General features: G+C 68.5%; 18 protein-coding genes and 1 tRNA gene. 9 read left to right on the plus strand and 10 right to left on the minus strand.

Going from position 1 to position 13211, the window contains the following annotated elements; genetic code table 11:
* Positions 1-436, plus strand: a 436-nt coding sequence (locus RMN86_RS00020) for a nuclear transport factor 2 family protein (protein ID WP_309603772.1), incomplete at its 5' end; no start/stop codon positions are given.
* A gap of 8 nt (positions 437-444) precedes the next feature.
* On the opposite strand, the gene RMN86_RS00025 is transcribed toward RMN86_RS00020, so the two are convergent.
* Genes RMN86_RS00025 through RMN86_RS00035 form a run of 3 tightly spaced genes read right to left on the minus strand, consistent with a single transcriptional unit; the run spans position 445 to position 3113 of the window.
* Positions 445-837 (minus strand): nuclear transport factor 2 family protein, encoded by a 393-nt coding sequence (locus RMN86_RS00025; protein ID WP_309603773.1) that lies wholly within the window; start codon positions 835-837, stop codon positions 445-447.
* 2 nt (positions 838-839) lie between these two features.
* The gene (locus RMN86_RS00030) at positions 840-1598 is read right to left on the minus strand and encodes an SDR family oxidoreductase (protein ID WP_309603774.1); all 759 of its coding nucleotides are present in this window, start codon (positions 1596-1598) and stop codon (positions 840-842) included.
* A gap of 36 nt (positions 1599-1634) precedes the next feature.
* Entirely contained in the window at positions 1635-3113 is a 1479-nt protein-coding gene (locus RMN86_RS00035; RefSeq protein WP_309603775.1) for a carotenoid oxygenase family protein, read from the minus strand.
* A gap of 115 nt (positions 3114-3228) precedes the next feature.
* Here RMN86_RS00035 and RMN86_RS00040 point away from each other — a divergent pair, with 115 nt between their 5' ends.
* A complete protein-coding gene (locus tag RMN86_RS00040) occupies positions 3229-3714 on the plus strand; it encodes a nuclear transport factor 2 family protein (protein WP_309603776.1) in 486 nt (161 codons plus the stop codon).
* A gap of 15 nt (positions 3715-3729) precedes the next feature.
* Here RMN86_RS00040 and RMN86_RS00045 read toward each other — a convergent pair whose 3' ends face one another.
* From RMN86_RS00045 to RMN86_RS00055, 3 genes are all read right to left on the minus strand, one after another.
* A complete protein-coding gene (locus RMN86_RS00045) occupies positions 3730-4938 on the minus strand; it encodes an acetyl-CoA C-acyltransferase (RefSeq protein ID WP_309603777.1) in 1209 nt (402 codons plus the stop codon).
* A 22-nt stretch (positions 4939-4960) separates the two neighbouring features.
* The gene (locus tag RMN86_RS00050; protein ID WP_309603778.1) at positions 4961-5338 is read right to left on the minus strand and encodes a VOC family protein; all 378 of its coding nucleotides are present in this window, start codon (positions 5336-5338) and stop codon (positions 4961-4963) included.
* A 225-nt stretch (positions 5339-5563) separates the two neighbouring features.
* Positions 5564-5639 (minus strand) — tRNA-Lys (locus RMN86_RS00055).
* Positions 5640-5757: 118 nt separating this feature from the next.
* Between RMN86_RS00055 and RMN86_RS00060 the strand changes: the two genes are divergently transcribed.
* Positions 5758-6075, plus strand: coding sequence for an Hpt domain-containing protein (locus RMN86_RS00060; protein WP_309603779.1), 318 nt, complete (start codon positions 5758-5760; stop codon positions 6073-6075).
* On the opposite strand, the gene RMN86_RS00065 is transcribed toward RMN86_RS00060, so the two are convergent.
* Together RMN86_RS00065 and gcvA are read right to left on the minus strand one after the other, a co-directional pair.
* Positions 6063-6389: a chorismate mutase gene (locus RMN86_RS00065; RefSeq protein WP_309603780.1), complete on the minus strand. Its 327-nt coding sequence runs from the start codon at positions 6387-6389 to the stop codon at positions 6063-6065. The two genes, RMN86_RS00060 and RMN86_RS00065, sit on opposite strands and share 13 nt — an antisense overlap.
* Positions 6390-6420: 31 nt before the next feature.
* On the minus strand, positions 6421-7380 hold the full coding sequence (gene gcvA / locus RMN86_RS00070; protein WP_309603781.1) for a transcriptional regulator GcvA: 960 nt from the start codon (positions 7378-7380) through the stop codon (positions 6421-6423).
* Between the two features lie 174 nt (positions 7381-7554).
* Between gcvA and cobA the strand changes: the two genes are divergently transcribed.
* The 6 genes from cobA to RMN86_RS00100 are packed head-to-tail and all read left to right on the plus strand — an operon-like array spanning position 7555 to position 12502.
* Positions 7555-8412: a uroporphyrinogen-III C-methyltransferase gene (gene cobA, locus RMN86_RS00075; protein WP_405041286.1), complete on the plus strand. Its 858-nt coding sequence runs from the start codon at positions 7555-7557 to the stop codon at positions 8410-8412.
* Complete coding sequence (locus RMN86_RS00080; protein ID WP_309603782.1) at positions 8409-8768, plus strand: DUF2849 domain-containing protein; 360 nt, start codon at positions 8409-8411, stop codon at positions 8766-8768. Before cobA ends, RMN86_RS00080 begins: the two co-directional genes overlap by 4 nt.
* Before the next feature lie 8 nt (positions 8769-8776).
* Positions 8777-10432, plus strand: a complete 1656-nt coding sequence (locus tag RMN86_RS00085) for a nitrite/sulfite reductase (protein ID WP_309603783.1) — start codon at positions 8777-8779, stop codon at positions 10430-10432.
* Positions 10416-10916, plus strand: coding sequence for a DUF934 domain-containing protein (locus tag RMN86_RS00090; protein ID WP_309603784.1), 501 nt, complete (start codon positions 10416-10418; stop codon positions 10914-10916). The genes RMN86_RS00085 and RMN86_RS00090 overlap by 17 nt, the downstream gene beginning before the upstream one ends.
* Positions 10917-10918: 2 nt before the next feature.
* Positions 10919-11659 carry a phosphoadenylyl-sulfate reductase gene (locus RMN86_RS00095; protein ID WP_309603785.1) on the plus strand — a complete coding sequence of 247 codons (741 nt, stop codon included), beginning with the start codon at positions 10919-10921 and terminating at the stop codon, positions 11657-11659.
* A gap of 27 nt (positions 11660-11686) precedes the next feature.
* On the plus strand, positions 11687-12502 hold the full coding sequence (locus RMN86_RS00100; RefSeq protein WP_309603786.1) for a ferredoxin--NADP reductase: 816 nt from the start codon (positions 11687-11689) through the stop codon (positions 12500-12502).
* On the opposite strand, the gene RMN86_RS00105 is transcribed toward RMN86_RS00100, so the two are convergent.
* Complete coding sequence (locus tag RMN86_RS00105; protein ID WP_309603787.1) at positions 12499-12960, minus strand: hypothetical protein; 462 nt, start codon at positions 12958-12960, stop codon at positions 12499-12501. The genes RMN86_RS00100 and RMN86_RS00105 overlap by 4 nt on opposite strands.
* A 67-nt stretch (positions 12961-13027) precedes the next feature.
* A partial coding sequence (locus RMN86_RS00110; RefSeq protein ID WP_405041287.1) for a hypothetical protein occupies positions 13028-13211 on the minus strand: 184 nt, incomplete at its 5' end.

The raw sequence follows: 13211 nt of genomic DNA on the forward strand, positions 1-13211 counted from the left end.
CGAGGCGCTGTTGCGCGCCTGCTATCACGAAGATGCGGTGGAAGACCACGGCGGATCGTTCCTGGGCCCGGCCAGCGACTACATCGCCGCGGTGCTGCCGACGCTGCTCAGCGCCCGGCTCATGACCCACACGGTGACCAACATTCTGGTCGAGCTGGAGGGGCCGACCCTGGCGAGGTCGGAGTGCTACTATCTCTCGTTCGCCCGCTATCCCGACGCCGCCCCGCCGTTCGAGACCCTGACCCTGGCGCGGGCTGTGGATCGGTTCGAGCGCCGTGAGGGGGTCTGGCGCATCGCGCGCCGCAACCTGCGCTGGGAATGGAACCGCGAACAGCCGATCGCCGAGACCTGGGCGCGCGGCGGCATTGGCGACCCGTCGATCCTGCTGCACGGCGGAAAGAAACCCGATGACGTTCTGTACGCGCCACCCGTTTAGACGCCCCGTCAGCGGCCGTGGGCGCGGAGTTGGCCCGATTGGGCGCTGTCGAGATATTCGTCCAGGCGCGTGATCAGCCCGTTCTCGATCCGCACCACCACGCAGCAGTCCATGGCCCACTTGGTCCCGTCCGGCAGGGTCGCTTCCAGCACATGCTGTTGCAGGAATCCGTCCGGCAGCGCTTCCAGGCGAAGCACCCGATAGTTGCGGTCTGGCAGGGTGCGGATGAACCAGTCCAGCACCTTCATGTTCTGATCGACGGTCTGTTCGATCCCATCGCTGTTGTGCCAGAGCTTGGCGCCGGGGTGATAGCAGGCGCGCACCGCATCGGTGTCGCCGCTCTGGATGGCGGCGACGAATTTCCGGGCGAAGGCGATGTAGTCCTGGCTGGTCATCTGCATCCTCAACGCCCGGTGGTGACGCGCTCGCCGAGCAGCGAGCGGCGCATGGCGATTTCAAGGGCCTTCGGATCGCGGGCCAGATTGGCGCGCACATCAACGGCCATATAGTCGGTGTCGACCTCGTCGGCGCCTTTGCGGATCGCCTTCAGCCCGGCCTCGGCGATGGTGGCGGGGGTTTCCTTGAAGCCCTCCACGTGGCTCGCCATCCGGGTGTCCACCGAGCCGACGATCAAGGCGGTGACCGAGGTGTTCTGGGGCGCGAGCTCGGCGCGGACGCAGGTGGTCATGGCGCGGCCGGCGAACTTCGAGGGGCTGTAGCCGCCCATGCCGGGCACCGCGACGATACCGCCGGCCGACAGCACATTGGCGATGGCGCTCAGCTTGTGGCGTCCCAGGATCGGGGCAAAGGCCCGGCACATGGCCAGCGGGCCGAAATAGTTGGTCTCCATCTCGGCGCGGGCCGCCGACAGGTCGGGCGCGGTCATCAGGGTCTGCATCGAGAACTGGCCGGCGTTGTTGACCAGAATGGAGACGTCCTGGGCCTGGGCGGCCGCCGCCTCGATCTGCTCGGGCCGGGAAATATCCAACGCCAATGTGATGACCCGGCCGGCGCCCTCATCGACCAAATGCCGCGCGTTGGCGGGATCGCGGGCGCCGACATAGACCCTCGAGGCGCCCGCCGCCAGGAAGGCCCTGACGAACGCTTCGCCGATACCCCGATTGCCGCCCGTCACCAGTGCGATGCTGTCCTTGATGTCCATGGGTTTGCTTCTTGGTGAGGGGGTTGGCTGGACGGCCTAGAGATCGAGCCTGCCGTGGCGGATGAACGCCCGGTCGGCCCAGACGCTATGAGTGCCGCTGGAAAGCTTATGCGGCAGGGCGATACGAACGACGGGCCCGTCTTCCAGGCGCTTGGCGTCCACCAGGATGCACTCCGAAGTCGCCGTGTTCTCATCGGTGATGAAGCTGACCAGATAGCCGTCGTCCTCGTCCCTGGCGTCGATGCGCGGGACAAACGGCGCCTCGCTGGCGTAGCGCCCCTCCGCCAGTTTGAGCGTCCAGGACTCGCCGGTCTGAAGGTCGTGCTTGACGAAGCCGTTGAACAGGAACCAACCCGGCTTGGTCGTGGTGCTGTAGGCGTAGCGATAGGGCTTGCCCGCATAGTGCTGATTGAACATCCCGAACTCCAGAATGCGGTCGTCCAGGTGGTGTTCGGTGGTGGCGCCGGTCTTCAGATTGAAGCGCCAGCGGTGCAGCTTCGGAAGGAAGCTGTGCTCATCGACATAGGCCATCATGTGCGCGTAGCCGTCGGGGGCGTCGGCCAGGGGCCGCGGAGTGGGCTTTTCCTGGAAATAGCCGTCCATGACGATCTCATCGCCGTCCTCGTAGGCGTTGAGGAAGTGCAGGATGTAGGTCGGATCGGCCTCGAACCAGCGGATGTCCTTGGTGTCGCCATACCGCGGGATGATCGCGAAGCGCGACGGCAGGCCGCGGTGCTCGCGCACGGCGTGGACGTTGCGCTTCAAGAGCTCCTCGTCCCAGAACACCGGCAGGTCGTTGAGGATCGAGTAGTTGGTGGTAAACGCCATGTCGTGCGGCAGGCGCGGGCCGGGCAGCGGGACCGGGACGTAGTGGACCAGCTTTCCGGTCCGATCGACGACGCCGTAGTGCATGTAGGGCGCGTGCTTCGAATAGTTGAAGAACAGAAGCTCCCCGGTGGCCGGATCGACCTTGGTGTGGGCCGAGACGCCATCCAGCGGGCCCCAGCTGGCGATGCCGCCCTGTTCCAGGGTCTCGGGATCCAGCCAGTAGGCCTCGCCACACTGGTAGAAGGTCGAGACGATCCGGCCGCCATGGACCACCACGTCGGTGGACGAGGCGTCCTTCAGGCCGCCGTGCGCGCCGAACCCTGGCCGCCGTGACACTTCGGGACCGTCCATCAGCCCACCCCAGAGCGCCTGGCCGGCCTCCTGCTCGGCCTCGAAGCCGCGCGTGCGGACAAACCGGTTGCGGTAGTCGGCGCGGCCGGCCTTGAAGTCGATCATGTGCACCATCCCGTCCCCGTCGAAGGGGTGGTAACGGCCGAGCGGCTGTTGCACGGGGTTTTCGGTGTTGCGCACATAGACCCCGTCGATGTCGCTGGGGATCACCCCCTCGATGACCTCCAGGTCGGTCGCGTCCACCTCCTCCAGCAACGGCGTCCAGGCGCCCGTCAGATAGGGGTGGTTGCTGGGGCGCAGGGAGCTCTTGACCGGCGGCAGGCGCTCGAATTTCATCGGTGGGCTCCATCACGGACCTGCGGGGCGACCCGATGAGCCGCTCTTGTGCTCAAACTAACACCATGGTCTTGTTGTGCAAGTGACTTGGAGCAGCCGCGACGGGAGACCCGCGATGAGAATGATGCGAACGGCGCTTAGCCTGGCCGCGATCCTGGTCGTCGTGGCGGGGTCGGTTCAGGCCTCGCCGCGCGCTGACGCGGCAAAGCTCGCCGTGGCCCGCGAGATGATCGCTGCCTGGAAGGTCGCCGACTGGCGCAAGGTCGCGGACCTGTTCGCGCCGGACGGCGTGTTGCGGTCCATGATGATCGAACCGGTCACGGGTCGCGCGGCGATCTATCAGCGGGTCTCGGCGCTCGGCAAGGGCGCGCCGGGCGGCGTGCTGCTCGACGTGGCCCACATGGGGGTGATCGACGGCCTGGTGTTCATCGAGCGCACGGATCGCTTCGTCTACAATGGTCACGCAGGGTCGGCGCCGGTGGTGGGCGTGCTGGATATCCGCGGTGGCAAGGTCCACGAATGGCGTGAATACTATGACCGCGCCTCGCTGCTGCGCGAGATGGGCGTCGCCCCGACCGTAGACCCGGGCGCGAAGCCGTAAGCCGCGGCGCGCAAGTCAGCCGACCCGCTCGAACACCATCGCCGCGCCGACGCCGACGCCGCCGGTGGCCACCACCAGGCCGGTTTCCGCATCCAGTTGGGCCATGTCGTCCAGCAGGCTGGTGGCCAGAATCGCGCCGGTCGCGCCCATCGGGTGGCCCATGGCGAGGTGGCCGCCGTTGGGATTGACCCGCGACATATCTGGCGCGAAATCCCGCTCGAACAGCACCGGCGCGGCGGCGAACGCCTCCATGAACTCAATCGCGCCCATCTCAGCGACGGTGAGGCCGGCGCGGCGCAGGGCCTGCTCCATGGCCCGGGTCCCGGCGGTCAGCTGCAGGACATGATCGTCCGCCGCCTCGGCGATCGATCGGATGCGCGCCAGGGGCTTCAGCCCGTGTCTGCGGCCGGCGTCTTCGTTGCCGACCAGCAGCAGGGCCGCGCCGTCGGCGATCGGCGGACAGTGGGCCAGGGTATGGACGTGACGCACCGCCCCCAGCTCTGGCCGGTGAGCGATCAGGATGTCGTCGAACCCCTGGGCCCCGGCCTCGGCGAACAGCGGCGCCAGCCTGGCGAGGCTGGCGCCGTCCCCGAAATCACGGATGTTCTCGTCATGGTCCAGAGCGACCGCACCGTCCGCGTGCAGAACGGGGATGACCCGGTCCGCATAGCGTCCCTCTCGCCAGGCGTCGGTGGCGCGGGTGTGCGAACGCAGCACCGCGGCGTCCAGGGCCGGCCGCTCCAGGCCCTCCTTGGTCGCCAACAAATCGGCGGCCACGCCAACCGGCGCCCAGCCCATGGCCGAGGCCAGCGCCATGTCGTCATAGTAGTCCGCCGCATCGGCGAGGAACGCCACCTGCGACATGCTCTCGACGCCGCCGGCTAGCGCCAGATCGGCCTGGCCGGAGTCTATCCGCCGCGCCGCGTCGGCCAGAGCGCTCAGGCCGGAGACGCAGAAGTTGTTGATCGTCAGGCACGCTATGGTGTCCGGCAGCCCGGCCTGGATGCGCGCCGACAGCGCCGCGTGGCCGCCCTGGACTCCCACCTGGGTGACGCAGCCCAGGGTCAGGTGCTCGGCGGCGCGGACCGCGTCGCGGCCCAGCCGCCGTTCCAGGGCCCCGACAAGCTGACCCACCATCCGCGCCGGGGTAACGCCGGCGAGCGATCCGCTGGGTCGGCCTTTGCCCCGGGGGGTTCGCACGGCGTCGAAAATGTAGACCGGCATGGGCGTCCTGGCCTCCGCCGGCTCAGGCCATGCGATGGAGCGCGCAGAGCTTGTTGCCGTCGGGATCGCGCAGATAGGCGAGATACATCTTGCCCATGCCGCCGGCGCGAACGCCGGGGGGTTCTTCGCAGGTCGTTCCGCCGTTGGCGACGCCTGCCGCGTGCCAGGCATCGGCCTGTTCGGAGGAGGTGCAGGCGAATCCGACAGTTCCGCCGTTGGCGAAGGTCGCCGGCTTGCCGTCGATCGGCTTGGACACCGAGAACACCCCGGTCGGGGTTCGGTAGAAGATCCGGTGACCGTCGACCATCGCCGCGGGAACGCCGAGCGTGGCCAGCAGGGCGTCGTAGAACGACTTGGCCTTCTCCAGATCGTTGGTTCCGATCATGATGTGCGAGAACATCCTGCGTTTCCTTTCCTTCGGCGCGGGGCCAGCGTTGAGGTCGATCGCCCGTCAAGGGCGGCGTGCAGCGTTCTTCCACGCTCTTTAGGTGCGCCGCAAGCCACAGACATCGGCCAGGCGGTTACGGGACAGGGATTGGAACGATCCCCCGACCCTTGCTTGCCAAGCGACCCTCTGGCGCGCCCCGAAGGGGGAGATTGATTGCCGCCATTGCACTGAGGAAAATGGTGGGTGCTGGGGGATTCGAACCCACGACCCGCTGATTAAGAGTCAGCTGCTCTACCAACTGAGCTAAGCACCCGCCGTCGCTCCGGGAGAGTATCTAAGGCATAGTCGGCCCCGGCGGCGAGGGCGCGGAAAGTACGCGAAATCGCGGCTTTGGCAAGGTGTGTATGCGAGGGGGTTCAGTGGTGGCTCAAATGCCTTCGGGGGCGGTGGATTTTGGCTATCTGGAGGGGTTCGCCGCGGGCGACCTGACGGTGGTCCGCGAGGTGCTGGCGATTTTCGCACAGCAGGCCAAGGCCTGGGGCGGGGCGCTGGACGCGGGCGATCCCGGCTGGCGCGATGTCGTGCACACCATCAAGGGCGCGGCCCGCGGCGTGGGCGCCAACGCGCTGGGCGAGGTCTGCGCGGTCTGTGAGGCGGCGGGGGAGGGTGACCTGCCCGCCGTGCGCGAGGCCCTGACGGCGGCTGTCGCCGATATCGCGGCCTATCTGGCGCGGCCTCAGGCGCCGTGACGCAGCGCGTCCCAGACCTCGAACTCGTAGGCGATGCAGCGGTCTATGAGGGTGCGCCAGACTGGCTCGGCGATATGCTCCGAGAGGCCGGCGTCGCGGGCGGCGGCCCGCACCTTTGCGACCACGTCCTCGATCCGGGCATGGTCGCTGACAGCGCGGCGGTCGGTCTTGATGCGGGCTGCGGCGTCCATGTAGCGCTGGCGCTCGGCCAGAATCTCGACCAACAGCCGGTCGAGGGCGTCGACGCCCTGGCGGACATCGGTCATCGTCTGGCAGTCGGCGGACGCGGGACGCGGGTCGGTGGCGAAGGGCATGGGGACTGAGCTCGGTTAGGGGCCGGCGCCCCTATATGCCGGCCCCATTGTCGATGGCCAGCAGCGCATCCTCGTGGGCCTCGGCCTGGGCGGCGATCCAGCTGACGAACGCCTTGACCTGGGGCAGCCGGCCCTTGGCTTTGGGATGGACGAGATAGTAGGCGAAATCGACCGCCGTTGCGATCTGCAGGGGCGCGACCAGGCGGCCGGCCTCCAGATCCGCGGCCGCCAGGGTGCGCTTGGCCAGCGCCACGCCGCGGCCATTGACGGCGGCCTCGATGACCAGGCTCGACTGGTTGAAGCGGGGACCGCGCATGCCATCGACCCCCTTCACCCCGCGCGCCGCCAGCCACATGGTCCAGTCGGGGCAGCTGTCGTCGAGATCGGGCGAGCCGTCGTGCAGCAGGACGTGGTTGGCAAGGTCGCCTGGGGTCAGCAGCGGCTGGGCGGCGAGGTGATCGGGGCTGGCCACGGGGATCACCGTCTCGGCGAACAGGCGGTGGACCTCCAGGCCCGGATAGCGGCCGGCGCCATAGCGGATCGCCACGTCCACCTCACCGGCAGCAAGGTCGACCAACTCGATGGCGGCCGACAGCCAGACGTCGACGTGTGGATGGGCCTGTTCGAAGGCCCCCAGCCGCGGCACCAGCCACTTGGCGGCGAAGGAGGGCGGGGCGGTCAGCGTCAGGCGCCGCCCGTCGACAGCGGCGGTGAGCAGCGAGGCGGCCTCGGCCAGGCGGTCGAAGGCTTCGCGCAGGGCGGGCAGCGCGGTCTGGGCCGCGTCGGTCAGCAGCAGGCCCTTGGGCGTTCGCTTGAACAGCGCCGCGCCGACGTAGTCTTCCAGGTTCTGGATCTGCTGGCTGACTGCGCCCGGGGTCACCGACAGTTCGTCGGCGGCGCGGCTGAAGTTGAGATGGCGCGCCGCGGCCTCGAAGGCGCGCAGCGCGTTCAGGGGCGGCAGGCGGCGTCGCTGTTCGGTCGGTCTTTCCATAGAATTCCTGACAACCCCGGCAGAAGTCCTTGGCTTGCGAGTTGGGGGCCGCGGCACCTATTTGCAAGCATCCGCCGCTCTCCCTCAGCCGCTTTTCGGCAAAGGGCGCCGGTGGAGCGGATCCCCTCTCGTCCGGGTCAATCGTAAGGCAAAGAGGCTTTAGAGAAGCTAATCATGGCGCAGGCACGGAACAGGTCAAGACGCGGCGCCGACCTGGTGGTGCTGGGCGGGCGCGGCGCGAGGGATCGTCTGATCGCCGGCGCGGTATGGCTGGTGGGCGCGGGGCCCGGTGACCCGGACCTGCTGACGATCAAGGCGCTGAAGGTGCTGCGGACCGCCGATGTCGTGGTGCATGACGGCCTGGTCTCCGATGAGATCCTGGCGCTGGCCCCGGAGACAGCGCGGCGCATTTCGGTGGCCAAACGCAAATCGCGACATTCTTACAGCCAGGATGAGATCAAGCGGATGCTGACCGCCTTCGCACTTGTGGGGCTGACAGTTGTGCGGCTTAAGGGCGGCGACCCGTTCATCTTCGGTCGCGGCGGCGAAGAGCTCGAGGCGTGCCGCGAGGCTGGCGTCGCCTGCCATGTGGTGCCCGGCGTCACCGCCGCCCTGGCCGCCGCGGCCGGCGCCGGCGCGCCTCTGACCCATCGCTGGTCGGCCCAGGCGGTGACCTTCGTCACCGGCCACGCGGCGTCCAGGAAGGACGGGGGGGACGGCGAACCGGATCTCGACTGGGAAAGCCTGGCCCGGCCCAACCAGACGGTGGTGATTTACATGGGCCTGTCGATGGCCGCCCCGATCGCCGCGCACCTGATGGCGGCCGGCCGGGCAGGATCGGTTCCAGCGTTGATCGTCGAGAACGCCAGCCGCGCGGACGAACAGCGGGTGGTCTCCACGCTTGCCGGCCTGGCCGAGGCCGCCGCCACGCTCAGCGGCCCGGCCCTGCTGATCGTCGGCGAGGCGATGGCGCTGGCGCAGGCAGGCGAGGCTGCGGACATCGCGACGTTTGCTCAGGGGGCCCGCGTATGAAGGCGTTGACCGCCAACCGGCTGATCGACGGCGAGGTGGTGTTCTGGCGCGGCGACCGCTGGGTCGAACGCTTCGCTGACGCCGACCTGTTCGCCAGCGACGATCCCAGGGCCGAGGCCGCCGAGGCGCACGGCAAGAGCCAGCCCACCCTGGTGGTCGAGCCCTATCTGATCGACCTGGTGGAGTCCGAGGGACTGTGGGCGCCGCTCAGCTACCGGGAACGCATCCGCGCGCTCGGCCCGACCAATCTCAACCATGGCAAACAGGCCGAGGGCGGCGCCGCCGTCGAGGCCCTGTTGCACGCCCATGGCGCGGCCCGCTCCACCGGCCGCGTCGACCTGATCAAGCGCAAGTAGAGGGCGCGATGTACCGGTACGATTCCATCGACAAGGATGTCCTGGCCGACCGCAGCGCGGAGTTCCGCGGCCAGGTGGCGCGGCGGCTGGCCGGCGAGCTCAACGAAGAGCAGTTCAAGCCCTTGCGCCTGCGCAACGGCCTCTATCTGCAGCTCCACGCCTATATGCTGCGGATCGCCATTCCCTATGGAGCGGTCAATCCGACTCAGCTGCGCAAACTCGCCTGGATCGCGCGCACCTATGACAAGGGCTACGGTCACTTCACCACGCGCACCAATCTGCAGCTGCATTGGATCAAGCTTAGCGACGCGCCGGACATCCTGGACCACCTGGCGCAGGTGGACATGCATGCGATCCAGACCAGCGGAAACTGCATCCGCAACGTCTCGGCCGACCCCTATGCCGGCGCGACGGCCGAGGAGATCGATGACCCGCGGGTGTGGGCCGAGGCGATCCGCCAGTGGTCGACGGCGCATCCGGAATTCAGCTGGCTGCCGCGCAAGTTCAAGATCGCGGTGACCGCAGCCCCCAAGGACCGCACGGCGGCCAAGACCCACGACATCGGCCTGAACCTGAAGCGCGCCCGCGACGGCGCGTTGGGCTTCGAGGTGATGGTCGGCGGCGGCCTGGGGCGGATGCCCTATATCGCCCCGACAATCCGCGAGTTCCTGCCGGTGACGCGCCTGTTCTCCTACCTGGAAGCGATCCTGCGGACCTACAATCGCCAGGGCCGGCGCGACAATATCCACAAGGCGCGGATCAAGGTTCTGGTCGCAGCCCTCGGTCGTGAGGAATTCGCCCGCCAGGTCGAGGCCGAGTGGGAAAAGATCGGGACTTCGGCCGACCTGCCGGACGCCGAGGTCGCCCGCATCCGCGGCGCCTTCACCCCCATGACCTTCGAGACCTTGCCGGCGGTGTCGAAAGCGCTGGAGGCCGCCCGGACCGCAACGCCCGCCTTCGCGCGGTTCGCCCGCAACAACCTGAAACCGCACAAGGTGACCGGCTACGGCATCGTCGAGATCTCGCTGAAGGCCATCGGGGCCACGCCGGGCGACGCCACCGCCGAGCAGATGGAGGTCGTGGCCGACCTCGCCGAACGCTTCGGCCAGAACGACATCCGGGTGACCCACGAGCAGAACCTGGTGTTGCCGCACGTCAGGCTGGACGATGTGCCGGCGGTCTGGGCGGCGCTCGCGAAAGCCGATCTGGCGACCCCGAACATGAACCTGGTCAGCGACATCATTGCCTGCCCAGGGCTCGACTATTGCGCCCTGGCCAATGCCCGGGCGATCTCGGTGGCCCAGAACATCGCCGCGAAATTCGCCGATCCGGACCATGCCGAGCGGGTCGGCGAGCTGAAGGTCAAGATCAGTGGCTGCATCAACGCCTGCGGCCATCACCACGTCGGCCATATCGGCATCCTGGGCGTCGATAAGAAGGGTGAGGAGTTCTACCAACTGACCCTCGGCGGCTCGGCCGCGGAGGACGCCGCCGTCGGCCAGGCGCTGGGTCCGGCGCTGCCCTATGATCGGGTGGCCGGTGCGGTCGATACCATCGTCGAGACCTATCTGCGCGAGCGCCAGGGGGCGGAGCGTTTCCTCGACACCGTCCGGCGCACCGGCGTCGCCCCGTTCAAGGAGGCGGTCTATGCCGACGTTCATTAGGCTCGCGGACGGCGCCCTGTCGCTGGCCGAGGATCCGTTCACCGGAGTCGGCGACGACCAGACCGTGCCCCCCGGCGACGTCATCATCTCGCTGGCCCGCTTCCAGGCGGAAGGCGAGGGGCTGCTGTCCGAGGGCCGCGCGGTCGGCGTGCGGCTGGAGAGTCATGAGGACGTCGAGACGCTGGCCTACGACCTGCCGAGGCTTTCGGTGGTGGCGCTGGTCTTCCCCAAGTTCGGTGACGGCCGGGCCTACAGCTATGCCCGGCTGCTGCGCGAGCGGCTCGGCTTCAAGGGCCAGGTCCGCGCGGTCGGCGACGTGCTGCGCGAACAGGCCGGGTTCATGGTCCGCTGCGGGTTCGACGCCTTCGAGCCGGCTGACGGCTCGACCGTGGACGACTGGCGCTCGGCCGCCGAGCGGTTCCGCCATGTCTATCAGCGTGGCTCTGACGCCCGCGCCGTGGCCTTCGTCGAGCGGGGAGCCTGAGCATGGCCTTCGACACCTTGGCGCGGCCCCAGACCCCGGCGGCCCGTTTCGATGCGGAGCTGCGCCACGCCCACCCGCGCACCATCCTGGAGGCCGCCGTCGGCTCCTTCGGTGACAGGCTTGCGTTGGTCTCATCGTTCGGCGCGGAATCGGCGGTGCTGCTGCACCTGGCGTCGACGGTGAAGCCGGACATCCCGGTCCTGTTCCTCGACACCGGCATGCTGTTCGGCCAGACACTGGACTATCGTCGGCAGTTGGCGACCAAGCTCGGCCTGACCGGGGTGCGCGACCTGCGGCCGCTCTATCAGGACCTAGCGACCGCCGATCCCCAGGCCAGGCTTTGGCAGACCGACACCGACGCCTGCTGCGAGGTGCGCAAGGTGGCGCCGCTCGACCGGGCGTTGGCCGAGTTCGACGGCTGGGTCACCGGCCGCAAGCGGTTCCACGGCGGGGCGCGGCTGGCGCTCCCGGTGGTCGAGCAGGTCGGAGATCAGATCAAGTTCAACCCGCTGGCCAACTGGACCAAGGCCGACCTCGACGCCTATGCGGCCCGGTACGAACTGCCGGCGCACCCGCTGGTCGCCCAGGGCTTTCCGTCGATCGGCTGCTGGCCCTGCACCAACCCGGTGGAAGAGGGCGCCGACGTCCGCGCTGGCCGCTGGGCGGGCCAGGACAAGACCGAGTGCGGCATCCACGTCGCCCGCGCTCCGGGCGCCGTCGAAAACGTCGGCGGCGACATTTGACGCGACAGCAAAGAGCGTAGATCAGCGATGAATGACCTCTCCATCGCGCCGGCGCCTGTGAAGGCCGGGGGCGCGTTCTTCGTCGAGACGGTGACCTGGGTCCAGCACTGGACGCCCAGCCTGTTCTCGTTCCGCACGACGCGCGACCCGTCGCTGCGGTTTTCCAGCGGCCAGTTCGTGATGGTCGGGCTGACCAAGGCGGACGGCAAGCCTCTGGTGCGGGCCTATTCCATCGCCTCGCCGGCCTGGCACGAGGAACTGGAGTTCTATTCGATCAAGGTGGCCGACGGACCGCTGACCTCGCGGCTACAGAACATCAAGGTGGGCGACGAGGTGCTGATCGGGCGCAAACCCACCGGCACCCTGGTGCTGGACGGCCTGAGGCCCGGCAAGCGGCTCTATATGCTGGGCACCGGCACGGGTCTGGCGCCTTGGTTGTCGCTGGCCCGCGACCCTGACGTCTATGAGCGGTTCGACGAGGTGATCGTCACCCACACGGTGCGCGAGGTGGCCGACCTCAACTACCGCGCGCTGCTGGAAACCGAACTTCCCAATGACGAGGTTCTTGGCGAGCTGATCGGGCCGAAGTTGCGCTACTATCCGACGGTGACGCGCGAGCCGTTCATGACCGAGGGGCGGATTACCGACCTGATCGCTTCGGGCAAGCTGTTCGACGATCTGGGCGTCCCGCCGTTCGACCGGGCGGTGGATCGGGTGATGCTGTGCGGGGGACCCTCGGTGCTGGCCGACCTCAAGCAACAGCTGATCGACCGTGGTTACCAGGAAGGCTCCCTCGCCAGTCCCGGCGACTTCGTCCTCGAACGCGCCTTCGTCGAGACCTAACTGACGCCCTCGGGCAGGCCGTTGACGATCGGTGGCGGGGCGCAACGGCCCGCGCGCGCCTGCACCACATAGAACAGCGCCCGGCCGGCGGTGAAGGCGCTGTGTTCGCTCAACGGCGTTGTTGGCCGCCCGGTGATGAGGCTGGCGGCCTCCATGTCCGAGCCAGGCTGGTTCAGCGTCTGCTGGTTCCAGCGCGCGAGCTGAACATTGCAGGCGGCGACCGCGGCGTCGGCGACGGTTCCCGCGGTGTCGCGCGATCCCGCGAGGCTGTAGGCCCAGCGCTTCACGCACTCATCGACCGGACCGACGCCGTCGGTTCCGGCGATCAGGGGCGCGGACTTGGTCTGCTTGAAATCGACGCAGACCTTGGGATTGCTGGCGACGCCGCCGTGTTCGTTGCAGGCGGTCAGGCCAAGGGCGGCGAGACACAGGCTGATGGCCGTGGCGGTGCGCTTCATCTGGTAGGACCTCAAGGGTGACAGGCAGGGGAGGGCGCGCCGCCGTCCTTGGCGGCGCGGAGAGGCCTCAGCGGTGATCGCGCGAACCCGGCTCGACGACGGCGTCGCCATGCTGATCATAGTAGACCTTGCGACCCTGCTCGCCCGACCGCGCGCTCGCATAGCGGCTATGGCGCGAGCGGTAGTTGGCGTGGCCCGATGTGCGGCAGCCGCTTTTGGCGACCTCGTGGCCCAGCACAGCCCCACCCAGG

The organism is Phenylobacterium sp., from assembly GCF_031360265.1.
Lineage (GTDB): Bacteria > Pseudomonadota > Alphaproteobacteria > Caulobacterales > Caulobacteraceae > Phenylobacterium.

Excerpts from the sequence above, each read along its gene's own strand:
- RMN86_RS00025 (WP_309603773.1), bottom strand. The coding sequence starts at position 837 with ATGCAGATGACCAGCCAGGACTACATCGCCTTCGCCCGGAAATTCGTC.
- RMN86_RS00030 (WP_309603774.1), bottom strand. The coding sequence starts at position 1,598 with ATGGACATCAAGGACAGCATCGCACTGGTGACGGGCGGCAATCGGGGT.
- RMN86_RS00035 (WP_309603775.1), bottom strand. The coding sequence starts at position 3,113 with ATGAAATTCGAGCGCCTGCCGCCGGTCAAGAGCTCCCTGCGCCCCAGC.
- RMN86_RS00040 (WP_309603776.1), top strand. The coding sequence starts at position 3,229 with ATGAGAATGATGCGAACGGCGCTTAGCCTGGCCGCGATCCTGGTCGTC.
- RMN86_RS00045 (WP_309603777.1), bottom strand. The coding sequence starts at position 4,938 with ATGCCGGTCTACATTTTCGACGCCGTGCGAACCCCCCGGGGCAAAGGC.
- RMN86_RS00050 (WP_309603778.1), bottom strand. The coding sequence starts at position 5,338 with ATGTTCTCGCACATCATGATCGGAACCAACGATCTGGAGAAGGCCAAG.
- RMN86_RS00060 (WP_309603779.1), top strand. The coding sequence starts at position 5,758 with ATGCCTTCGGGGGCGGTGGATTTTGGCTATCTGGAGGGGTTCGCCGCG.
- RMN86_RS00065 (WP_309603780.1), bottom strand. The coding sequence starts at position 6,389 with ATGCCCTTCGCCACCGACCCGCGTCCCGCGTCCGCCGACTGCCAGACG.
- gcvA (WP_309603781.1), bottom strand. The coding sequence starts at position 7,380 with ATGGAAAGACCGACCGAACAGCGACGCCGCCTGCCGCCCCTGAACGCG.
- cobA (WP_405041286.1), top strand. The coding sequence starts at position 7,555 with ATGGCGCAGGCACGGAACAGGTCAAGACGCGGCGCCGACCTGGTGGTG.
- RMN86_RS00080 (WP_309603782.1), top strand. The coding sequence starts at position 8,409 with ATGAAGGCGTTGACCGCCAACCGGCTGATCGACGGCGAGGTGGTGTTC.
- RMN86_RS00085 (WP_309603783.1), top strand. The coding sequence starts at position 8,777 with ATGTACCGGTACGATTCCATCGACAAGGATGTCCTGGCCGACCGCAGC.
- RMN86_RS00090 (WP_309603784.1), top strand. The coding sequence starts at position 10,416 with ATGCCGACGTTCATTAGGCTCGCGGACGGCGCCCTGTCGCTGGCCGAG.
- RMN86_RS00095 (WP_309603785.1), top strand. The coding sequence starts at position 10,919 with ATGGCCTTCGACACCTTGGCGCGGCCCCAGACCCCGGCGGCCCGTTTC.
- RMN86_RS00100 (WP_309603786.1), top strand. The coding sequence starts at position 11,687 with ATGAATGACCTCTCCATCGCGCCGGCGCCTGTGAAGGCCGGGGGCGCG.
- RMN86_RS00105 (WP_309603787.1), bottom strand. The coding sequence starts at position 12,960 with ATGAAGCGCACCGCCACGGCCATCAGCCTGTGTCTCGCCGCCCTTGGC.